Consider the following 19,730-nt stretch of genomic DNA (forward strand, 5'->3'; position numbering starts at 1 on the left):
ACGCGCCGGTTTCGCTCCGTTTGTCTACCAACCAGTCTATCGGAAAAAATGGCGAAATCACGAGATTTTCCCGCAAAACAGACCGAATTCGTCGCTTCGAGCCGCACGAACGATGTCTTTTTTCCGCGATCCGCCGACGGAAATCCGCAACGCGGCGAAACTTTGTACAGCGGCTCTCACGAAGCGGACCGGTCTGGCGGGCTCACGCCGCGCCGCCCGTTGCCTCTGGGGTTTCGGTCGCCGGGTCTTTCGAAACGGACAGCCGAAACGCCGGCCTCAGGCGCGTTCCACGCGCACCTGATAACAATTATTGCTGGCCGAGCGTATGTGCAGATAGGCGATCTCGGGCCGTTGCAGCAATTCATGCGCATACATGCAGATCTGGTGCGTCGGCACGACGCTGCCGGAGCCGTAGACGATGCGGTCGTCGGGACCGTAACCACGCAGGATATAGCGCGGCGTGGCCTGCAACATCGCCGGCACGATGTCGGTCTCGGGCGCCCGTCGGCATGGGTCGGCGTGCAGGAAGATCGGTCCCGTCTCGGCGTAGGGCTGCAACGCGGGAAACGGCCGGTAGGCGAGGGTCAGATAGGCTTCGCCCTTGCCGACGGTCGTCAGGCAGTGGCGGCACGGTATGCCGTCCCCATCGGACATGCGCCGCTCAGCCACATGACCGTAGGCGTCGGGACCGCCGGCCTGCAGCGCGCGGACCGCGTCGGTGGGCAGGGCGACAAAACGAAAAAGCATCGGTGACCTCCTGGAATGGAAGGTCCAGCGCTAAGGCCGTCCGTGCCGCGCCGCCACCCGATTCCGGCCATGCCGACACGCCCTCACGTCCACGGCTCGACGACCTCCTCCGCCCAGGAGACCGCAACGAAGCCCATTTTCTGGTAGAGTTGCAGCGCGCGCGGACTGTCGAGCGTGTTGGTGTGGATGGTGACTTTTTTGGGATCGTGCGCCCAGGCGGCATCGATCGCGCCCGACAGGAAGAAGCGCGCCAGCCCGCGACCCTGAAACTCCGGCATCAGCCCGAAATAGAGGATTTCGACCTCGCCGGCGAGACGCGACAGGTCGAGCTCAAAAAACCCGGCCGGCGCGCCGTCGACGTAAAGCACCTCGATCTCGGTCGCCGGCCCGTGCACGGCCTCGGCGAGCGCGGCGTCCGAACAGTTCCGGCGCAGCGACCAGTGATGCGGCCGGCCGACCTGTTCGTAGAGATAACGGTAAAAATGCAGCGGAACGGACCCGACGCGCATCATGGCGAGCCGCGGCCCGAGCGGCATCGAAACCGGCTTGCCCGGCGGCGCGGTCATTTCCAGATGGGTGACGCGCGCCTTAAGCGTCTTCGTTCGCGCCATGGTCACGGTTCGCCGGTTTCGACCGGCGTATCGTCGCGGCTGCCCCATTCCGTCCACGACCCGTCGTAAAGCCGGGCGTCGCCATGACCGAGCGTCTCCAGCGCCAGCGCAAGCACGGCCGCCGTCACCCCCGAACCGCAGGAGGTCACCACCGGCCGCGACAGGTCGATGCCGGCCGCCTCGAAGGCCTGCCTCAAGGCCGCTGGCGGCAGCAGGGCGCCGTTTTCGGCCAACGACATCGCCGGCACGTTGCGCGCGCCGGGCATGTGACCCGAGCGCACGCCCTGGCGCGGCTCCGGCTCGCTGCCGGCAAAACGCCCCGGCGAGCGCGCATCCGCGATCTGGCTCGTGCCCTGCTCCACGATCCGGCGCATGTCATCCAGCGTCGCCACACGGCTTTCGTCGAAATCGGTCTCGAACAGGCAGGAGGCGACCTTGGTCGGCTTTGCTGTCACGAACCGTCCCTCCGCTTTCCAGCGATCGATCCCGCCTTCCAGAATGCGGACCGTCCTGGCGCCCATGACGCGGAACATCCACCAGGCGCGGGCCGAGGAAAACAGGCCCGGCCCGTCATAGACCACGATCGTGTCGCGGGCCGAAATGCCCATCGAGGCGGCAAAGGTGGCAAAGGTCCGCGGCGACGGCAGCGCGTGCGGCAGGTCCGAATCCGGATCGACGACCAGATCGTGATCGAAAAACACCGCGCGGGGAATGTGGCCGGCGTCATATTCGGCGCGCGCGTCGCGGCCCTGCGCCGGCAGATACCAGGACGCGTCGACGATCGACAGGCCCGGATCGTTCAGATGTTCGGCCAGCCACTCGGTCGTGACGAAGAAGGCTCCATTGTCGGTCATCTCGATCACCCGGTTCAGGGCCGCCGCCGGCGGCGAAACATTCCCCATTCCTGTCGCATTTTTGCCGCCCCGCGAAAAGCCGCATGCCAGCCGGGCGGTCGTTTATTCGCGAAACCGCCGGCAAGAACAACTCGCGCGGCCCCGCAACGGTTCTGGCGGGACGGCGCGTGATGTTGTGGACCGGCACGCACTGCCCGCACTCCGGTCTGACCCTTGATCCGGCAGTCAGGCCGGCAGCGGGCCGAACCGGATGCGGAAACGACGGTTTTCGCGCCCCTTCTTCTCGATCTTGCCGATATGGATTTCGCCCACTTCCTGGGTCTCCGACACATGCGTGCCGCCGCAGGGTTGGCTGTCGACCGCCGCCTCGGCGCCGATGCACACCAGCCGGATACGGCCCGAACCCGCCGGCGGGCGCACGTTCTTGGATTTCACCAGGCCCGGATTGGCGGCGAGTTCGTCCTCGCCGATCCATTGGGTAAAGATCGGATGATTGGCCGTAACCAGCGCCATCATCTGCGCCGTCACGCCCTCCTTGGTCACGCCGGCGTCGGGCAGGTCGAAATCGACCCGCGATTCCTCCTCGCCGACCGCCGCGCCGGTGATCGGATAAGGACACACCACGCTCAGCAGGTGACAGGCGGTATGCATGCGCATCAGCCTGTAGCGCCGCGCCCAGTCGATATGCAGCACCAGCGTCTCGCCGATTTCCGGCCGGGCCGCGTCCGGGGCCGGCAGATGAACGATCTCGTCCTTGGTCTGGCCGGTGATCGTGCCGGCAATCGCGATCCGCGATCCGTCGGCGCGTTCGAAAAAACCGGTATCGCCGGGCTGGCCGCCCGACGTGGCGTAAAAGTTCGTCCTGTCGAGAACGATCCCGCCGCGCTCGTTGAGCCCCGTCACCGCGCCTTCTGCCGTCGACAGATAGGCATCCTCGCGAAACAGCGCCTCGGTTTCGGCAACCATCACGCCACCTCTTCGTAAGGCACGCTTATCTCGCTCGTCTTTTCGATCCAGTCGGGCACCGGCAACGACTTGCTGCGCAGAAAGTCCGGATTGAACAGTTTCGACTGGTAGCGGGAGCCGTAATCGCACAGCACGGTCACGATGGTATGGCCGGGACCGATCTCGCGAGCCAGGCGCACCGCGCCGGCTATGTTGATACCGGTCGAGCCGCCCATGCACAGGCCCTCTTCGCGGACGAGATCGAAAATGATCCCGAGCGCCTCGTCGTCGGCGATCCGATAGGAAAAGTCGGGCGCGAACCCTTCCAAATTGGCCGTGATGCGCCCCTGGCCGATGCCCTCGGTGATCGAGGAGCCTTCCGATTTCAGCTCCCCTTCGGTGTAATAGGAATAAAGCGCGGCCCCCATCGGGTCGGCGAGTGCGATCTTGACGTCCTTGTTGTGCGCCCGCAGCCCCTCGGCGATGCCGGCCAGCGTACCGCCGCTGCCGACGGAGGCGACGAAACCGTCGACCTTGCCCACGGTCTGTTGCCAGATTTCGACCGCAGTGGTTTCGACATGGCCCTGGCGATTGGCGACATTGTCGAACTGATTGGCCCAGATCGCGCCGTTGGGCTCGGTTCTGGCCAGTTGCTCGGCCAATCGGGCAGACAGTTTCACGTAGTTGTTCGGGTTCCTGTAGGGAACCGCCGGCACCTCGATCAATTCCGCGCCGAGAATGCGGATGGCGTCCTTCTTCTCCTGGCTCTGGGTTTCGGGAATGACGATCGCGGTGCGGTAGCCGAGCGCGCGGGCCACCAGCGTCAGCCCGATACCGGTATTGCCGGCCGTCCCTTCCACGATCAGCCCGCCCGGCCGCAACAGCCCGCGCTTTTCGGCATCGCGCACGATGAACAGGCCGGCCCGGTCCTTCACCGACTGGCCCGGATTCATGAATTCCGCCTTGCCGAGAATCTCGCAGCCGGTCTCCTCCGAAGCACGCTTCAGCCTGATCAGCGGCGTGTTTCCGATGGCGTCGATCACCGATCGGTCCATGTTTTCTTCCTTCGTCTGCCTAAGGGCCGCGCACCGGAGTGAAGGGCGGCATTCTTCCTCGTTCAGGTCTAAGCAGGCGACAGGAGGCTTTCAAGACGCGTTTTTTTGCCGAAACCGGCCAAACAGCGATTATTTTGCTGCCACACCGGCGCACCGCCCGGATCGGATTGCCCGGTTGATCCGGTTGGAGCCGCCGTCCGTATGTGGCACAAGAACGGCGCACAGGACCGGATCGAACCCGGTATTCGCGCACGGCCAGCCACTCGAGGTCCCATGACGTCCGCCGCACAGACCGTTGATTCGCTGATCGCAAGCCACGTAGCCGGCACCCTGCCGCTGCCGGCGCATGTGCTGGTAGCCGCCCATCTGCAACTCAGCGACCATAATCGCGGCTTTGCCGGCGATCTGGAACGGCTGGGCGGGCTCGGTCTGTCGCAGGCCCAACCGATCCCCCTGTCGGACCGCGACCGGCTCCTCGCCTCCCTGCTCGACGGCCCCGAACCGGCCGCGCCTCCCATGGTGCCGCAGCAACAAGTCGGTCTGTTTCCGCCCGCGCTGCGCGATTTCGTCGGTTTCGATGTCGCCGACGTACCCTGGCGCACCAAAATGCCCGGCTTCCGCGAGCACGATGTCGGCGAATTCGACGGCTGCCATATCAATCTGTTCTGGATCCGCCCCGGCCGCGCCATTCCGTGTCATACCCATGGCGGGCTGGAACTGACGTTGGTGCTCGACGGTGCCTTCAACGACATTAATGGCCGCTACGGCCGCGGCGACATCGCGATCGCCGACGAAGCGGTCGAGCATCGTCCGGTCGCCGAGACGGACCGGCCCTGCATCGGCGTGGCCGTCACCGACGCGCCGCTGCGCCTGACCGGCCCGCTCGGCCGCAGGCTGATCGACATCATCGGCGGCTGACGCCGCCGCGCCGAATTTCCCAACCGCACCCGACGAGGTTTTCGATGTCCCTTTATCGCGCCGGACCGCAGGATGGCATCGCCTGGGTGACGGGCGCAAGCAGCGGCATCGGCCGGCTTCTGGCGCTCGAACTCGCCCGCGAGGGTTACGCCGTCGCCGTCACCGCCCGGCGCGCGGAGCGGCTTGACGAACTCGCGCGCGAGGCCGGGCCGCTCGCCGGCCGAATCCAGGCTTTCGCCTGCGATGTCACCGACGAGGACGCCATGGCGGCCACGGTGGCGGCGATCGAACGCGACTGCGGACCGATCGCGCTCGCCATCTTCAACGCCGGAGACTATTTTCCCACTCGCGGCGAGGCCCTGGGCACACGCGAATTCGTCGACACGTTCACGATCAACGTGTTCGGCACGGTGTTCGGCCTCGTGCCGGTCGTCGAGCAGATGAAGGCCCGAGGCCGGGGCCACATCGCCATTGTCGGTTCGGCCTCCAGCTATGGCGGATTGCCGCGCGCCGCCGCCTACGGCGCGACCAAGGCCGCCCTCAACACCATGGCGGCCGGTCTGAAATTCGACTTCGATCCGCTCAATATCCGCATCCAGGTTTTCAATCCGGGCTTCGTGGCGACCCCGCTCACGAAACAGAACCGCTTCGCCATGCCGGCCCTGATGAGCGTGGAGGCCGCCGCGCGGCGCATCCGCGACGGCTTGCGCGCGGGCGGTTTCGAGGTGTCCTTCCCGCGCCGCTTCACCTGGGCGCTCAAACTGCTCGCGCTGCTGCCGTATCCCGCCTATTTCGCGGTCGTTCGCCGCGCCACCGGCTGGCACCGGCGACCCCGAAAAACCTAGAACCGCGTGCCGTACGACCGCGCGCGATTGCGCGGCCTGCCCAGCCGTCCTATTGCTCTAACGGCAAGGAAACGGAGGAGCACATGCGGCGCATGATCGGTTTCGTCGCGGTTGTGATCGCTGCGGGAGCGGCGGCCTGGTTCCTGGGACCGCGCGTGGCACGCGACACCACGATCAGCTTCGACCCCGCCGCGATCGGCCAGGATGTCGAAACCTGGCTCGCCGACAAGGAAGCCCGCGTGCCCAACCTGCGCCCCGGCGCTGAAAAGCAGATCGTGTGGGCGTTCCCCGCTTCGCGCGCCCGCACGCCGCTCGCCATTGTCTACGTGCATGGGTTTTCCGCCTCCAAGGGCGAGATGAGGCCGGTGCCCGACCGCGTCGCCGCGACGCTCGGCGCCAATCTGTTCTTCACCCGCCTGACCGGTCACGGCCGCGACGGCCCGGCAATGGCCGAGGCGAGCGTCAAAGCCTGGGTCGACGACTATGCCGAAGCGCTGGCGATCGGCCGCCGGCTGGGTGAGCGCGTCGTGGTGGTCGCCGTCTCGACCGGCGCCTCGATCGCCGCCTGGGCGGCGACCCGGCCGGACCTGGCTAAGAGCGTTGCCGGCTATGTGCTGATCTCGCCCAATTTCGGCGTGCAGGCCGGCGGCGCCGGCTTCCTGGCGGGCCCCTGGGGCCTGCGGATCGCCAAGCTCGTCGCCGGCGACGAGCGTGGCTTCGAGCCGCTCAACGACGCGCATGGCCGCTTCTGGACCACGCGTTATCCCACCGAGGCGCTGCTGCCGATGGCGGCGATGGTCGAACTGGCCGCGGCGGCCCCGGTGGAAAAAGCGACGGCCCCGGCGCTGTTCATACTGTCCGATCAGGACAAGGTCGTGCGGCCCGCCATCACCCGCGAAATCGCCGGACGCTGGGGGGCTGCGCACGAGCTGCGCACGGTCGAACAAAGCGACGACCCGTCCCATCACGTGATCGCCGGCGACGCGCTGTCGCCCGACAATAATGACCGGGTCGTTGACTGGATCGTCGAGTGGGTGCGCGCGCACGCCGAGTAGGCGTTTCCGGGCGCAGCGGAAGCCGGTTCACCATTCAAAAACACGTTAAAACAATAAGTCAGAAAACGGCTCTGGAGCCGCTGTCGGCCCACAAGCCTCCGCTCATGTCTCAGTCTGCCTCCCGGACGCGGCCAGGCGAGCCTGGTCAGGACTGCGGGCCCCCATCCCCGCCGCGTTCGTCCTCGACCGGTTTTTCCTCGTCGTCGTGCAGGATGCGTTCGGCCGCGCCGTCGAGATCGTCGTACTGCCCGCTCCTGAGCGACCACAAAAAGGCGGCAAGACCGACCACGCCCAGAAAAAGCGCGACCGGTATCAGGATGGCGAGATTGATCATGCCGTCTTGCCGGCGACCGGCGCGGCAGCAACCGGGGCCCGGTCCGAAACAAACGCGTCGGCTTTCGCGGCGGCCTTGCCGCCCCGCAGCCGCAGCGCATTGGCGATCACCAGCAGCGAGGACAACGACATCGCCGCCGCGGCGATCAGCGGGGTGACGAAGCCGGCGACGGCGATCGGCACCGCGATCACGTTATAGGCGATGGCGAGGCCGAAATTCTGCCGCACCAGCCGGTCGGCCCGGCGCGCGATCGTGATCGCGAACGGCACCGCCTGAAGGCTGTCGTGCAGAAACACGAAATCGGCGGCGTTGCGCCCGATATCGGCCGCCGTCGCCGGGGCCACCGAGACATGGGCCGCCGCCAGCGCCGGCGCGTCGTTGAGCCCGTCGCCGACCATCAGCGCCTTGTGGCCGTCGGCTGCCAGGCGCGCCAGCCTCTCGGCCTTGTCGCCGGGCAGCACGCCGGCGCGCACGGTCGCGATCCCGAGCTCCGCTGCCACGGTGTTGGCGTTGGCGGCCGTGTCGCCGCTCAGCAGTTCGATGTCGAACCCTTGGTCCCGCAATGCTGCGAGCGCGGCACCGGCATCGGCGCGCAGCCGGTCGCGCATGCCAAACCGCGCCAGGATTGTGCCGTCCCGCGCCAGCACCGGATCGCCGGCGTCCGCGCTCGTCCCCGCGTCGGCGCCCTTGCATGCCCAGCCCGCGCGTCCCAGCCGGTAGAGACTGCCGTCCGACCGGCCCTCGATGCCGCGGCCCGGCACTTCCTCGATATCGGTGAAAGCCGGCGCCTTGCCCTGCGGGTTGTCGAAGGCCAGCGCCAGCGCGCGCGAGACGGGATGGCGCGAATGGGCGGCCAGCGCGGCGACATGCGCGGCGGTCGCCGCGTCGATGCGGTCCATATCGGCGACAACCGGGCGACCGACGGTCAGCGTGCCGGTCTTGTCGAATACCACCGTGTCGATTTCGGCCAGCCGTTCCATGCCCGATCCGTCCTTGACCATCACGCCCCGTTCGAACAGTCGCCGCGCGGCGACGACCTGAACGATCGGTACGGCCAGGCCGAGCGCGCAGGGACAGGTGATGATCAGGACGGCGATGGCGATGGTGATCGCGCGGTGCCAGTCTCCCGTCGCCGCCATCCAGCCGACAAAGGTCGCCAACGCGGCGAGATGGACCAGCGGCGAATAAAGCGCGGAGGCGCGGTCGGCGATGCGCCGATAGCGCGCGCGGCCGCCTTCGGCCGCCTCCATCAGCCGCACCATTTCGGCCAGGAAGGACTCGCGCGCCGCCGCCGTCGCCTCGACCAGCAGCGAGCCGGTCAGGTTGACCATGCCGGCCCGCACCGCATCGCCGGCCGTCATCGGCTGCGGCGCGCCCTCGCCGGTCACCAGCGACACGTCGATGTCGGACCGTCCCTCCAGGATGCGCCCGTCCACCGGCACCCGGTCGCCGGCCGCGATCCGCAGCCGCATGCCGGGTTCGATCTCATCGAGCGTCAGAAACCGCGCCTGTCCGTCGGCGCCGATCACCGTCGCCCCGCCGGGCGCCATCCGCGCCAGCCCGCTGACGGCCACGCGCGCGCGTTCGCGCATCACATGGTCGAGCGTGCGGCCGATCAGGAGGAAAAACAGCAGCGACACGGAGGCGTCGAAATAGGCGTGCTGGCCGTGATTGATCGTCTCGTAGAGGCTGAGCCCGTAGGCCAGCGACACGCCGAGCGCGATCGGCACGTCCATGTTCATGCGCCCATGCTTGAGCGCGCCCCAGGCCGATCGGTAAAAAATGCCGCCGGCGAAAAACAGCGCCGGCATCGCGATCAGCGCCGACAGCCAGTGGAACAGGTCGCGCGTCGCCCCGTCCGCGCCCGACCAGACCGAAACCGACAACAACATGATGTTGCCGGCCGCAAACCCGGCAACGGCCAGCGCGCGCACCAGCTCCGACAGGGTCTTGTCCTTGCCGGCCGTGCCGTCGTCGCTCAGATGCGCGGCGTAGCCGAGGCGGTTGAGCGTGTCCACGATCGCCGGCTGCGTGTCGTCGCGCCAGCGCACCCGCACCCGCTTGGTCGACAGATTGACGCGCGCCTCCTCCACGCCGTCGAGCCGGCCAAGCGCGGTTTCGATCGTGTGGATGCAGCCGCCGCAATGGATCGCCGGCACGGATAGATCGCTCTGGCGCACCCCGCCGCCGAGGTCGCGGCTGCTCATGCGCAGCTCCTCCGGGCCGGGGCCGGCGGGAACGTCGTCGCGCCCTGCCCCCTCAACGCCCGGTGCGCAGCAGCTCATCTGATTCTGCCCCCGGCGACGCGGACCCGCTCGACCTGGCGATAGGGATCGGCCTGGCCGATATCGGTCAGGATTTCCACGATCCAGCCGCCATCGGCGATCTCGATCGTTCCGGCGAAATCGCCCGTGCCGTCGCGCGCGAGCGTCAGCGTGCGATCGCCCTGTTCCGACACGGGCCGGCGGAAGACCATGCGCACGGTCTCGACCGACACCGGATCGCCGGATCGGTCGGTCAGACGGTAGCGCACCATGCCGTCAGCGATTGTCAGCTCGCCGTGCCAGCCCAGCGCCTGCTGCGCGCGGGCAAGCGCCGCCTTGTCGTTGAACTGCTGGCTGGCGACATAGGAATTCTTGACCACCAGGCCCGTCCAGCTCCGGTTCGCAAACGTCGCCATGGTCAGGTTCACGGCGATGATGGTCCCGAAAAAGGCAAGCATGATGAACAACATGTGCCGACCGGTGAATTCGCCCTTGGGGCGTGTGCGGGACTTCATCACCTCGCCTCCGGCGCATTGAACGTCGCGGTGTAGGCGTCGCTTTCGAAACTCGCCTTGTCCTCGGCGACAAAGCGGAAACGCTGCGTCGTGCCGTCGATCAGGTCCTGCGGCTGGCGCACGAAGATTTTTAGCGTCCGCAGCCGGTCGGGTTCAACCGGAATCACCATCGACCGCCCTTCCGGCTGGTCGATGCCGTTCGCCGTCATCGTGGCGCCCGGCAGGCCGTCGAGCGACAGGAAGATCACGCGCGGCTCGGGGATCATGTTCAAGAGCTTGACCGTATAGCCGTTGCGGATCGAGCCATCGGCCAGCGTGACGAACTGCGGATTGCGGTCGTGCAACACGTTGACCTCGAGCCGGTCGCGCGAAAACAGCGCGTAGAGCAGCACGACGCCGATCAGCCCCCACATGCCGAAATAGACGAAGGTACGCGGGCGAAAGAGCTGGCGCAGACGGAAATGGCGGACCTTGTCCGACAGGCCGCCGCTGTCGTCGCGCACCCGCCGCGGGTCGATCGGCGCGGTGCGGCCAAGGGTCGCAAGGGACATGTTGGCATCATATTCGTCCAGCGTGGCGTAGGAGATCAGGCCGCGCTCCTTGCCGATCTTGTCCATAACCGCGTCGCAGGCGTCGATGCACAACGCACAGGTGATGCATTCGAGCTGCTGGCCGTCGCGAATGTCGATGCCCATCGGGCACACCGCCACGCAGGCATTGCAGTCCACGCAGTCGCCGACCGTCTGGCCCGCGGCCGCAGCCTTCTTGGCGCCGCGCGTGCGCGGTTCGCCGCGCCAGTCATTATAGGTCACGGTCAGCGAGTTTTCGTCGAGCATCGCCGCCTGGATGCGCGGCCACGGGCACATATAGGTGCACACCTGTTCGCGCATCAGCCCGCCGAACACATAGGTGGTGGCGGTGAGGATGGCGACGGTGATGTAGGCCACCGGCGCCGCCTCGCCGCGCGCGAAATCGACCACAAGGCCGGGCGCATCGGCGAAATAGAAGATCCACGCACCGCCGGTCGCCACCGCGATCACCAGCCAGATCGCATGTTTTGCGACCCGCTTGGCGATCTTGCCGGTGCCCCAGTCGGCCTTGTCGAGCTTGATGCGCGCGTTGCGGTCCCCTTCGACCCAGCGCTCGACAACCAGAAACAGGTCGACCCAGACCGTCTGCGGACAGGTATATCCGCACCAGGCGCGCCCCACCGTGGAGGTGATCAGGAACAGGCCGACACCGGCCATCACCAGCAGGCCGGCCACGAAGATGAACTCCTGCGGCCAGATTTCGATGAAAAAGAAATAGAACCGTCGATTGGCGAGATCGATCAGCACCGCCTGGTCCGGCGCGTAGGGCCCGCGGTCCCAGCGCAGCCATGGCGTCAGGTAGTAGATGCCGAGCGTGACCAGCATCACCAGCCATTTGAAGCGCCGGAACTGGCCGCTGGCCCGTTTGGGAAAGATCTTCTTGCGTGCGGCGTAGAGCGGCTGGCGCACCTTGGCCGAATTGACAGCCTCCGCCTCGTGGCGTTCGACTTCGCTCGTATTCAGCATTCTCGTCTCCTGGGCAGACGTGCCGCGGTCACTCGGCACGGAACAGGGCGGGACTGCTCGGCCCGTGCACGGCCGCGGCAGGCTGGAAATGCCCGATCCATATCGCGCCGACCTTGATTCAGGTCAACAAGGCCGACTAAAGATAAAAAAGGGGCCCGGCGCGAAGCCGGACCCCCCTCGCCCGGACGGCCCCAGGACGAATAGGGAGGTTCCCGCCATGCCCTATTCGCCGCCGCCAAGCGAATGCACGTAGACGGCCAGTTCCTTGACCGTCACGTCGCCGAGCCGCTCGCCCCAGGCCGGCATCACGCCGTGCTTGGGGGCGCGCATCTGGCTGGCGATATCGGCTACCGTCGATCCGTAGAGCCAGATCGCGTCCGTCAGGTTCGGCGCGCCGAGATCGGCCATGCCCGTCCCGTCATCGCCGTGGCACGCCGCGCAATTGTCGGCATAGACCGTCTTGCCGCGCTCGGCCGCCGCGGCATCGGCCGCGCCGCCCGACAGCGACGCCACATAATTGGCCGTATCCGTGATCTGGTTGCCCTCCAGATAGTCGAAGGCCGGCATTTCGGAAAACCGCGTCTCGTCATCGCCGGCGAAGCGGACGCCGTGGGCGATCGTCTGATAGATCTGCTCGATCGAGCCGCCCCACAACCATTCGTCGTCGTTGAGATTGGGATAGCCGGCCGAGCCCTGTGCGCCCGAGCCGTGGCATTGCACGCAATTCACCTTGAAGGCCGCCGAACCGGCCGACACGGCGAACTGGCGCAACTGTTCGTCGGCCAGAACCTCCGAAACGTCCTTGCTCGCCACCGCCGCGACATAGTCGCCCTTGGCGGCCTCGGCCACGTCGAGTTCGGTGCGCACGTCCTGGCGGCTCGAATAGCCCAGCATGCCGGTCGTCGCCGTCGAAATCAAAGGCCAGGCCGGATAGGCGATCGTGTAGCCGATCGACCAAACGATGGTGGCGTAAAACGTCCACACCCACCAGCGCGGCAAGGGATTGTTGAGTTCGCGGATGCCGTCCCACTCGTGACCGGTGGTTTCGATCCCGGTCACCTCGTCGATATGGTCCTTGCTCATGCCTCAGTCATCCTTCAGCGGGATCTGCGCCGCACGCTCGGCCGCCTTGCGCCCTCCGGGCCGGAAGACGAACAGCACGACGCCGATGAAAAAGATCATCAGGAACAAAAGCCCCCAGCTGTCGGCGAAGGCGCGCATGGTGTCGTAGTTGAAGAAGCGTTCCATCACCGGTATCCCGCAGCTTCGTCATAGGTGGAAAAGTCGACAAGCGTGCCGAGCATCTGCAGATAGGCGACAAGCGCGTCCATCTCCGTCAGCGCGGCCGGATTGCCGTCGAAATCGCCGACTTTGGCCTTCGGATAGCGCGCCTCGACGCCCGACGTATCGGCGTTCGGGTCCGCCTGGGCGACAAGGTCTGCCTTGGCCTCGGCGATCATCTCGTCGCTATAGGGAACGCCGACCCCCCGATTGGCCTTCAGATGATAGGCGATCTCGTCGACCGGCAGCGGCGTTTCCTTCAGGAACGCGTAGCTCGGCATCACCGATTCCGGCACCACCGAGCGCGGCTCGATCAGATGCTGGACGTGCCACTCGTTGGAGTAGCGGTCGCCGACGCGGGCCAGATCCGGCCCCGTGCGCTTCGAGCCCCATTGGAACGGGTGATCATACATCGATTCCGCCGCCAGGCTGTAATGGCCGTAGCGCTCGACCTCGTCGCGGAACGGGCGGATCATCTGCGAGTGGCACGTATAGCAGCCCTCGCGGACATAGATGTTGCGCCCGGCCAGTTCGAGCGGCGAATAGGGCCGCATGCCCTCCACCTTCTCGATGGTGTTTTCCAGGTAGAACAGCGGCGCGATCTCGACGATCCCGCCGACCGTGACCACCAGGAACGACCCCACCAGAAGCAGCGTGGCGTTCTTTTCGATAATTTCGTGTTTGTCCATCAAACCCATCGTGCGGGCTCCCCTATTCGGCCGGCTGGAGGGCGGGTGCGGATCCGCCGATCGGTGCTTCCTCGCGCTGATGGCCGAGGATCGTCATGGTGATGTTCCATACCATCACCAGCGCGCCGGTGAGGTAGAGGGCGCCGCCCATGGCGCGGACCACGTAGTACGGGAACATCGCGGCGACCGATTCGGCGAACGAGTAGACCAGGAAGCCCTGATCGTCGTATTCGCGCCACATCAGGCCCTGCTGGATGCCCGACACCCACATCACCGCCGCGTAGACGACGATGCCGAGCGTGGCCAGCCAGAAGTGCCAGGTCACCAGCCTGAGCGAATAGAGCCGCTCGCGGTACCACAGCTTCGGCACCATGTAATAGACCGCCGCGAACGAGATCATGCCGACCCAGCCGAGCGCGCCGGAATGCACGTGGCCGATCGTCCAGTCGGTATAGTGCGACAGCGAGTTGACGGCCTTGATCGACATCATCGGGCCCTCGAAGGTCGACATGCCGTAAAAGGCGATCGCCAGCACCATCAGCCGCAGCACCGGATCGGTCCTGAGCTTGTCCCAGGCGCCAGACAGCGTCATCAGGCCGTTGATCATGCCGCCCCAGGACGGCATCCACAGCATGATCGAGAACACCATGCCGAGCGTCTGCGCCCAGTCGGGCAGCGCGGTGTAGTGGAGATGGTGCGGACCCGCCCAGATATAGAGAAAGATCAGCGCCCAGAAATGGATGATCGATAGCCGGTAGGAATAGACCGGCCGGTTCACCTGCTTGGGCACGAAATAATACATCATCCCCAGAAAGCCCGCCGTCAGGAAGAAACCGACGGCGTTGTGGCCGTACCACCATTGCGTCAGCGCGTCCTGTACGCCGGCGAAGGCCGAATAGCTCTTGCTGCCGAAAACCGAGACCGGGATCGCCAGATTGTTGACCACGTGCAACATCGCGATCGTCACGATGAAGGACAGGTAGAACCAGTTGGCGACGTAGATATGCGGTTCCTTGCGCTTGAAGATGGTGCCGAGGAACACGACCAGATAGGCGACCCACACGACGGTCAGCCACAGATCGACATACCATTCCGGCTCGGCATATTCGCGGCTTTGCGTGATGCCGAGCAGATAGCCGGTGGCGGCCATAACGATGAAGAGCTGGTAGCCCCAGAACACAAACCAGGCGAGATCGCCGCCAAACAGCCGCGCCCGGCAGGTGCGCTGGACGACGTAGAATGAACTGGCGATCAGCGCGTTGCCGCCGAAGGCGAAGACCACCGCCGAGGTATGCACCGGCCGCAGCCGCCCGAAACTCAGCCAGGGTTCGATGTTCAGGTCGGGAAAGGCGAGCTGGAGGGCGACCACCACACCGACGAGAAAACCCGCGATGCCCCAAAACATGGTCGCGATCGTGCCGTAGCGAATTGGCCCGTCCATATAGCCCGAGCGTTCCTCCACGACCGGACCCGCGGGCGAGAAGCTCGTATTGCGCAACAGCACCACGGCCGACCCGAGCAGGACGAAGAACAGTACCCACATATGGGCGGCGAACTGCGCATCGCGCGCAAAGGCCGCTGCGACCAGGGCAAGAAAGGTCATAATGCCGATCCCTGCGATCGCGGTGCCGTGTCTCATTGCGAATCCCCTGACAATGCTCTCAAGCGACGAATCCCCTCTCCCGGCGATCCGCTTCATGCCTCTTCACGCAGCTAGCGTCCTGATGCCTTGATCTGAGTCAAGGTCGATTGCATCGGCCGCGACCACTGTGCCCAACAGAATAACCAGAACGGACAGTGATGCGGAACGTGGCGACCGGCAGCATGGACACGAGCTTTTCCTCGCCCTTTCCTCTCGACAACGGCTTGCCGCCGGCGGCGCTGCTGCGGCGCGCGCACGGCTTCAAGCTCGACCTTTGCCACGCCCTGGAGCGGATCGCCGACAATCTGCCCGACAATATCGACCGCATGGAATGCCTGCGGATCGCCAATATTCTGGCGCCGTCGATCCGCCAGATTCACGCCTACGAGGAAAAGCACATCTTTACCGCCTATGCCGCGGTGCTGGCGGCATCGGCGGATGCCGACATGGAGACCCTGCGGCGTCTCAAGGCCGAGCATGTCGAGGACCAGTGTTTCGCCGATGAGGTCACCGAAACCCTGCTCGGCATCGGGCATGGCCAGGCGATCGACAATGCCGAGGCGGTCGGCTTCATGCTACGCGGTTTTTTCGAAACCATGCGCCGCCACATCGCCTTCGAGCGTGCCCACATCCTGCCGATCCTCGATCGCTAGGCCATGAGCGTTCCACACCGCCCCGCGCCCGTGCGACGGCGATCCGGCTCAGTTGCCGCAGCGCAGCGCGAGCCTTTCCAGGCTCTCGACAATGACGCGACGGTTGTTTTCGATCGCAATCACCCCATCCGCGCGCAGCTTGGTCAGCTGCCGGCTTACCGTCTCGATCGTCAGACCCAGAAAATCGGCGATGTCGGCGCGGGTCAGCGGCAGGTCGAACGTGGTCTTTTCGGCCTCCGGCGAAAGCGTCGGATCGATGTTGCGCGCGATCAGGAGCAGAAAGCTCGCCACTTTCTCGCCGGCCGTCTTGCGGCCGAGCGTCACCATCCAGTCGCGCGCGTCGTCGAGTTCGGTCAGCGTCTGCTGCAGGAGCCGGTGTTCGAGCTTGGGCGATTCCTGCATCATCCGCTCGACCGCGGCTTTGGGAAAGCTGCACAAGGTCACGTCGGTGGTCGCCTCCGCGCCAAGCTTGCTTTCCACCTTGAAGGGGCGACCGAGAAAATCGGGCGCGAATTGCAGCCCGACGATCTGCTGGCGCCCGTCGGAGAGTCCCTTGGTGAGCTTGACCACGCCCGAAAGCACGTTGGAATAGGAATCGATCGCCTCGGCGTCGCCGACCAGCTCGGTCCCCGGCTCCACCTTGCGTTTCCACGACGCCTTCGACAGCGCCTGCAACTGCTGTTCGTCGAGCGCGGCGCACACCCCGCCATGGCGCGCCTCGCAAGACTGGCACAGGACAGGAATATCGGAATTGTGGATGTCTTTTCGGGTCGTCATCACGCCGCCTCGAATGCAGTCAGCACCTCATATAGCATCGGCCCGGCCGCAAATCCCGCGTCAGTTTGTCGTTCTCTCCGGCTTTGATCGTGAATTTGATCAACATCAAAGCGCCGGCGTATCAGGCTCGGCATGGCTGTTCCTGATCTCAGGCCCACGACGATCGGAGACGGCCCCATGCGCAAGGACATCATCGCACGCGCCGGCGAGCAGGTGCCCCGCTATACCAGCTATCCGACCGCGCCGCATTTCCACGCCGGGATCGACGCCTCCACCGCGGCGGACTGGATCCAGGCTCTGCCGGCGACCGAACCGGTCTCGCTTTACGTGCACATTCCCTATTGCGACCGACTGTGCTGGTTTTGTGCCTGCAACACCAAACAGACGCTGCGCTACGGGCCCGTGCAAACCTATCTGCGGGCGCTTCACCAGGAAATCGCCACGGTCGCAAACCTGTTGCAGCCGGACGTTTCGGTCAAGGCGCTGCATTTCGGCGGCGGATCGCCGACCATGCTCAGGCCGGACGACCTGGTCGCGCTGGCCGAACGGCTGCGCGCGGCTTTTGGCCTCAAGCCTGATGCCGAGATCAGTGTCGAGATCGATCCCAACGACATGGACGACGCCCGCTTCGAGGCCTTGGCGGCGATCGGCATGAGCCGCGCCAGCATCGGCGTCCAGGATTTCGACCCCAGGGTGCAAAAGGCGATCAATCGCGAACAGAGCTTCGCGCTGACCAGCGCGGTGGTCGACAAGGCGCGCCGGCACGGCGCGCGCTCGGTCAATCTCGATCTGCTTTACGGCTTGCCGCACCAGACACTCGAAAGCCTGACGGCGACGATCGGCCAGGCGCTGTCGCTTGGGCCCGATCGCGTCGCGCTGTTCGGCTACGCCCACGTGCCGTGGTTCAAGAAGCACCAGACCATGATCGACGAGGCAGCGCTTCCCGACGGCGCCGGACGTCTGGCGCAATTCCAGAAAGCCCGCGCCCTGATCGAGGCGGCCGGCTATCAGGCGATCGGCTTCGACCATTTCGCCCTGCCCGGCGATCCCCTGGCCGTGGCCGCGCGCCAGGGCCGCCTGCACCGCAATTTCCAGGGCTACACGGAGGACGATTGCGCGACGTTGATCGGCCTCGGTCCGTCCTCGATCAGCCGGCTGCCGCAGGGTTATCTGCAAAACACGCCCGCCACCGCCCAGTATGAACGGCTGGTCGCCGGCGGCAAATTGGCCACCTGCCGTGGGATCGCCTTTTCGCAGGACGATCGCGCCCGCTCCTGGGTGATCGAAAGGCTGATGTGCGATTTCAGCTTTTCCGCGCGCCAGGCCGAGGATTTGTTCGGCGCGCAGGGCCGCGAGATCGTCGTCGAAGCGGGCCAAATCGCCGCCGAAGGCGCCGACGCGATGCTGGAGCGGCGCGACGGCGATTTCGTCGTCCGGCCGGAGGCGCGGCCGCTGGTGCGCACGCTCGCCGCGCGCTTCGACCGCTATCTCGATGTCGGCGCCAAACGCCATTCGGCGGCCATATAGACCCGCCCCGTCAAGCCGGGTCCGTTGACGCCTTCGCGGCCCGTATAGCTCAGGCCCGCGCCTCGATCATCGCCGCCTTGAGGCTTGCCACCAACGACGAGACGGCGGCGGCCGGATCCGCGCCGCGCTGGCCGTCCGCATCGAGCGTGGCAGCGACCGTGTTGACGATCGCCGTGCCCACAACCACCCCGTCGGCCGCCGCCGCGATCGCAGCGGCCTGTTCGGGCGACTTGACCCCGAAGCCGACGCAGACCGGCAGCGGCGTGTGCGCCTTGATGCGCCCGACCGCCTGGCCGACCCGGCTCGTATCGGGCAGGGCCGAGCCGGTAATGCCCGTCATGGAGACGTAGTAGACGAAGCCGGACGTGTTCTGCAGCACGGTCGGCAGGCGCTTGTCGTCGGTGGTCGGGGTTGCGAGCCGGATGAAGTTGAGCCCCGCCTCCAGCGCCGGCACGCACAATTCGGCGTCCATTTCCGGCGGCAGGTCGACCACGATCAGCCCGTCAATGCCGGCCGCCTTCGCGTCTTTCAGGAAAGCCGCGACGCCATAGCTGTAGATCGGGTTGTAATAGCCCATCAACACGATCGGCGTCTCGTCGTCGCCGGCGCGGAAATCCGTGGCCATGGCGAGCGTCTTTTTTAGTGTCTGGCCGCCCTTGAGCGCGCGCAGCCCCGCGGCCTGGATCGCCGGCCCGTCGGCCATCGGATCTGAAAACGGCATGCCGAGTTCGATGATGTCGGCGCCGGCCTGTGGCAGGGCCCGCATCACCGAAAGCGCGCTGTCATAGTCGGGGTCGCCTCCCATCATGTAGGTGACCAGGGCCGGACGGCCTTGCTCCTTCAGCGCCGCCATGCGGCGGTCGATGCGCGTCGATGTCATGATGGTGTCGTTTCCTCTTCGATCCAGCGCGCGAACGCGGCGTTGGCGCTGCCGCCGTCGTGGCGGATGATGGCCGGCGTGTCATAGGGGTGGCGCTCGGCGATGAAGGTTGCCAGGGCCTCGGCGCGCGCCGTACTCGTCTTGAACAGGACGGACACCTCGTTCTCCTCGGCGATTTCGCCCTGCCACCAGTAGAGCGAGCGCACGCCCTGGAAAATGTTGGCGCAGGCGGCAAGACGCGCTTCGAGCACGGCGCGCGCCATCGTGCGCGCCTCATCGCCATTGCCGAACGTGACGTGATACTCGACGACGACGCGGCCTGGCGCGGCCGGTTCATTCGACATGTTCGCGCACCTCGATGGTGACGGCGAAGGCATAAAATCCGTCGCGCTCGATCCGGCTCTTTGCCTCGTCGGCGTCGAAGGCGATGCGCGGGCGGTCGTCGTCGGCGATCCTGGTCATGAACGCCAGATTGCCGCTTTCACGGATGCCGCGCGCGTTCTCGCCCGTGTCGTCGGCGCGTATCGCGACATAATGGTGCCGGTTCTGCCTTGACCGATAGATCTCGAACATGCCGATCCG

The 19,730-nt window shown here is 66.0% G+C and carries 22 protein-coding genes; 5 read left to right on the top strand and 17 right to left on the bottom strand.

The features are described from left to right. Positions 1-276 precede the first annotated feature (276 nt). The 5 genes from ACT2B0_RS10405 to ACT2B0_RS10425 form a co-directional block, all read right to left on the bottom strand. Positions 277-747: a DUF1203 domain-containing protein gene (locus tag ACT2B0_RS10405; protein ID WP_473464380.1), complete on the bottom strand. Its 471-nt coding sequence runs from the start codon at positions 745-747 to the stop codon at positions 277-279. A gap of 83 nt (positions 748-830) precedes the next feature. Next, positions 831-1,358 carry a GNAT family N-acetyltransferase gene (locus ACT2B0_RS10410; protein ID WP_473464383.1) on the bottom strand — a complete coding sequence of 176 codons (528 nt, stop codon included), beginning with the start codon at positions 1,356-1,358 and terminating at the stop codon, positions 831-833. 2 nt (positions 1,359-1,360) lie between these two features. Continuing rightward, positions 1,361-2,212, bottom strand: coding sequence for a 3-mercaptopyruvate sulfurtransferase (gene sseA / locus ACT2B0_RS10415; RefSeq protein WP_473464386.1), 852 nt, complete (start codon positions 2,210-2,212; stop codon positions 1,361-1,363). A gap of 225 nt (positions 2,213-2,437) precedes the next feature. Beyond that, positions 2,438-3,178, bottom strand: coding sequence for an alanyl-tRNA editing protein (locus ACT2B0_RS10420; RefSeq protein WP_473464389.1), 741 nt, complete (start codon positions 3,176-3,178; stop codon positions 2,438-2,440). Beyond that, a complete protein-coding gene (locus tag ACT2B0_RS10425) occupies positions 3,178-4,212 on the bottom strand; it encodes a cysteine synthase A (protein ID WP_473464391.1) in 1,035 nt (344 codons plus the stop codon). Before ACT2B0_RS10425 ends, ACT2B0_RS10420 begins: the two co-directional genes overlap by 1 nt. Positions 4,213-4,485: 273 nt before the next feature. On the opposite strand from ACT2B0_RS10425, the gene ACT2B0_RS10430 reads away from it, so the two are divergent. The 3 genes from ACT2B0_RS10430 (at position 4,486) to ACT2B0_RS10440 (ending at position 7,030) form a co-directional block, all read left to right on the top strand. Continuing rightward, positions 4,486-5,130: a ChrR family anti-sigma-E factor gene (locus tag ACT2B0_RS10430; protein ID WP_473464393.1), complete on the top strand. Its 645-nt coding sequence runs from the start codon at positions 4,486-4,488 to the stop codon at positions 5,128-5,130. A 44-nt stretch (positions 5,131-5,174) separates the two neighbouring features. After that, complete coding sequence (locus tag ACT2B0_RS10435; protein WP_473464396.1) at positions 5,175-5,975, top strand: SDR family NAD(P)-dependent oxidoreductase; 801 nt, start codon at positions 5,175-5,177, stop codon at positions 5,973-5,975. An 83-nt stretch (positions 5,976-6,058) separates the two neighbouring features. Further along, the gene (locus tag ACT2B0_RS10440) at positions 6,059-7,030 is read left to right on the top strand and encodes an alpha/beta hydrolase (protein WP_473464398.1); all 972 of its coding nucleotides are present in this window, start codon (positions 6,059-6,061) and stop codon (positions 7,028-7,030) included. A 145-nt stretch (positions 7,031-7,175) separates the two neighbouring features. On the opposite strand, the gene ccoS is transcribed toward ACT2B0_RS10440, so the two are convergent. From ccoS to ccoN, 8 genes are all read right to left on the bottom strand, one after another. Continuing rightward, positions 7,176-7,364: a cbb3-type cytochrome oxidase assembly protein CcoS gene (gene ccoS, locus ACT2B0_RS10445; RefSeq protein WP_473464401.1), complete on the bottom strand. Its 189-nt coding sequence runs from the start codon at positions 7,362-7,364 to the stop codon at positions 7,176-7,178. Next, positions 7,361-9,649 carry a heavy metal translocating P-type ATPase gene (locus tag ACT2B0_RS10450; RefSeq protein WP_473464403.1) on the bottom strand — a complete coding sequence of 763 codons (2,289 nt, stop codon included), beginning with the start codon at positions 9,647-9,649 and terminating at the stop codon, positions 7,361-7,363. Before ACT2B0_RS10450 ends, ccoS begins: the two co-directional genes overlap by 4 nt. After that, on the bottom strand, positions 9,646-10,143 hold the full coding sequence (locus ACT2B0_RS10455; RefSeq protein WP_473464406.1) for a FixH family protein: 498 nt from the start codon (positions 10,141-10,143) through the stop codon (positions 9,646-9,648). Before ACT2B0_RS10455 ends, ACT2B0_RS10450 begins: the two co-directional genes overlap by 4 nt. Next, positions 10,143-11,699, bottom strand: coding sequence for a cytochrome c oxidase accessory protein CcoG (ccoG, locus tag ACT2B0_RS10460; protein WP_473464408.1), 1,557 nt, complete (start codon positions 11,697-11,699; stop codon positions 10,143-10,145). Before ccoG ends, ACT2B0_RS10455 begins: the two co-directional genes overlap by 1 nt. A gap of 222 nt (positions 11,700-11,921) precedes the next feature. Then, a complete protein-coding gene (gene ccoP, locus ACT2B0_RS10465) occupies positions 11,922-12,782 on the bottom strand; it encodes a cytochrome-c oxidase, cbb3-type subunit III (protein WP_473464411.1) in 861 nt (286 codons plus the stop codon). A 3-nt stretch (positions 12,783-12,785) separates the two neighbouring features. Continuing rightward, on the bottom strand, positions 12,786-12,947 hold the full coding sequence (locus ACT2B0_RS10470) for a cbb3-type cytochrome oxidase subunit 3 (protein WP_106571781.1): 162 nt from the start codon (positions 12,945-12,947) through the stop codon (positions 12,786-12,788). Beyond that, entirely contained in the window at positions 12,947-13,678 is a 732-nt protein-coding gene (gene ccoO, locus ACT2B0_RS10475; protein WP_473464415.1) for a cytochrome-c oxidase, cbb3-type subunit II, read from the bottom strand. Before ccoO ends, ACT2B0_RS10470 begins: the two co-directional genes overlap by 1 nt. Positions 13,679-13,691: 13 nt before the next feature. Continuing rightward, positions 13,692-15,308, bottom strand: a complete 1,617-nt coding sequence (ccoN, locus tag ACT2B0_RS10480) for a cytochrome-c oxidase, cbb3-type subunit I (protein WP_473464418.1) — start codon at positions 15,306-15,308, stop codon at positions 13,692-13,694. Between the two features lie 161 nt (positions 15,309-15,469). On the opposite strand from ccoN, the gene ACT2B0_RS10485 reads away from it, so the two are divergent. Next, complete coding sequence (locus ACT2B0_RS10485; protein WP_473464420.1) at positions 15,470-15,964, top strand: hemerythrin domain-containing protein; 495 nt, start codon at positions 15,470-15,472, stop codon at positions 15,962-15,964. A gap of 48 nt (positions 15,965-16,012) precedes the next feature. Here the strand turns inward: ACT2B0_RS10485 and ACT2B0_RS10490 are convergent, their stop codons facing one another. Then, positions 16,013-16,741 carry a Crp/Fnr family transcriptional regulator gene (locus ACT2B0_RS10490; protein WP_473464421.1) on the bottom strand — a complete coding sequence of 243 codons (729 nt, stop codon included), beginning with the start codon at positions 16,739-16,741 and terminating at the stop codon, positions 16,013-16,015. A gap of 177 nt (positions 16,742-16,918) precedes the next feature. On the opposite strand from ACT2B0_RS10490, the gene hemN reads away from it, so the two are divergent. Then, positions 16,919-18,268, top strand: a complete 1,350-nt coding sequence (gene hemN / locus ACT2B0_RS10495) for an oxygen-independent coproporphyrinogen III oxidase (protein WP_473464423.1) — start codon at positions 16,919-16,921, stop codon at positions 18,266-18,268. 49 nt (positions 18,269-18,317) lie between these two features. Here hemN and trpA read toward each other — a convergent pair whose 3' ends face one another. From trpA to ACT2B0_RS10510, 3 genes are read right to left on the bottom strand one after another with little or no spacing between them, the layout of a single operon-like run. Then, positions 18,318-19,148 carry a tryptophan synthase subunit alpha gene (gene trpA, locus ACT2B0_RS10500; RefSeq protein ID WP_473464424.1) on the bottom strand — a complete coding sequence of 277 codons (831 nt, stop codon included), beginning with the start codon at positions 19,146-19,148 and terminating at the stop codon, positions 18,318-18,320. Further along, complete coding sequence (gene cutA, locus ACT2B0_RS10505) at positions 19,145-19,492, bottom strand: divalent-cation tolerance protein CutA (RefSeq protein WP_473464426.1); 348 nt, start codon at positions 19,490-19,492, stop codon at positions 19,145-19,147. The genes trpA and cutA overlap by 4 nt, the downstream gene beginning before the upstream one ends. After that, positions 19,482-19,721: a hypothetical protein gene (locus ACT2B0_RS10510; protein ID WP_473464429.1), complete on the bottom strand. Its 240-nt coding sequence runs from the start codon at positions 19,719-19,721 to the stop codon at positions 19,482-19,484. The genes cutA and ACT2B0_RS10510 overlap by 11 nt, the downstream gene beginning before the upstream one ends. Positions 19,722-19,730 lie beyond the last annotated feature (9 nt).

The sequence above is a fragment of the Nitratireductor sp. J20-h4 genome (assembly GCF_056780505.1).

Excerpts from the sequence above, each read along its gene's own strand:
- ACT2B0_RS10420 (WP_473464389.1), bottom strand. The coding sequence starts at position 3,178 with ATGGTTGCCGAAACCGAGGCGCTGTTTCGCGAGGATGCCTATCTGTCG.
- ACT2B0_RS10470 (WP_106571781.1), bottom strand. The coding sequence starts at position 12,947 with ATGGAACGCTTCTTCAACTACGACACCATGCGCGCCTTCGCCGACAGC.
- ACT2B0_RS10450 (WP_473464403.1), bottom strand. The coding sequence starts at position 9,649 with ATGAGCTGCTGCGCACCGGGCGTTGAGGGGGCAGGGCGCGACGACGTT.
- ACT2B0_RS10410 (WP_473464383.1), bottom strand. The coding sequence starts at position 1,358 with ATGGCGCGAACGAAGACGCTTAAGGCGCGCGTCACCCATCTGGAAATG.
- ACT2B0_RS10425 (WP_473464391.1), bottom strand. The coding sequence starts at position 4,212 with ATGGACCGATCGGTGATCGACGCCATCGGAAACACGCCGCTGATCAGG.
- ACT2B0_RS10490 (WP_473464421.1), bottom strand. The coding sequence starts at position 16,741 with ATGACGACCCGAAAAGACATCCACAATTCCGATATTCCTGTCCTGTGC.
- cutA (WP_473464426.1), bottom strand. The coding sequence starts at position 19,492 with ATGTCGAATGAACCGGCCGCGCCAGGCCGCGTCGTCGTCGAGTATCAC.
- ccoS (WP_473464401.1), bottom strand. The coding sequence starts at position 7,364 with ATGATCAATCTCGCCATCCTGATACCGGTCGCGCTTTTTCTGGGCGTG.
- ccoP (WP_473464411.1), bottom strand. The coding sequence starts at position 12,782 with ATGAGCAAGGACCATATCGACGAGGTGACCGGGATCGAAACCACCGGT.
- trpA (WP_473464424.1), bottom strand. The coding sequence starts at position 19,148 with ATGACATCGACGCGCATCGACCGCCGCATGGCGGCGCTGAAGGAGCAA.
- ACT2B0_RS10440 (WP_473464398.1), top strand. The coding sequence starts at position 6,059 with ATGCGGCGCATGATCGGTTTCGTCGCGGTTGTGATCGCTGCGGGAGCG.
- ACT2B0_RS10510 (WP_473464429.1), bottom strand. The coding sequence starts at position 19,721 with ATGTTCGAGATCTATCGGTCAAGGCAGAACCGGCACCATTATGTCGCG.
- ccoO (WP_473464415.1), bottom strand. The coding sequence starts at position 13,678 with ATGGGTTTGATGGACAAACACGAAATTATCGAAAAGAACGCCACGCTG.
- ACT2B0_RS10455 (WP_473464406.1), bottom strand. The coding sequence starts at position 10,143 with ATGAAGTCCCGCACACGCCCCAAGGGCGAATTCACCGGTCGGCACATG.
- ccoN (WP_473464418.1), bottom strand. The coding sequence starts at position 15,308 with ATGAGACACGGCACCGCGATCGCAGGGATCGGCATTATGACCTTTCTT.
- ACT2B0_RS10485 (WP_473464420.1), top strand. The coding sequence starts at position 15,470 with ATGCGGAACGTGGCGACCGGCAGCATGGACACGAGCTTTTCCTCGCCC.
- ccoG (WP_473464408.1), bottom strand. The coding sequence starts at position 11,699 with ATGCTGAATACGAGCGAAGTCGAACGCCACGAGGCGGAGGCTGTCAAT.
- sseA (WP_473464386.1), bottom strand. The coding sequence starts at position 2,212 with ATGACCGACAATGGAGCCTTCTTCGTCACGACCGAGTGGCTGGCCGAA.
- hemN (WP_473464423.1), top strand. The coding sequence starts at position 16,919 with ATGCGCAAGGACATCATCGCACGCGCCGGCGAGCAGGTGCCCCGCTAT.
- ACT2B0_RS10405 (WP_473464380.1), bottom strand. The coding sequence starts at position 747 with ATGCTTTTTCGTTTTGTCGCCCTGCCCACCGACGCGGTCCGCGCGCTG.
- ACT2B0_RS10430 (WP_473464393.1), top strand. The coding sequence starts at position 4,486 with ATGACGTCCGCCGCACAGACCGTTGATTCGCTGATCGCAAGCCACGTA.
- ACT2B0_RS10435 (WP_473464396.1), top strand. The coding sequence starts at position 5,175 with ATGTCCCTTTATCGCGCCGGACCGCAGGATGGCATCGCCTGGGTGACG.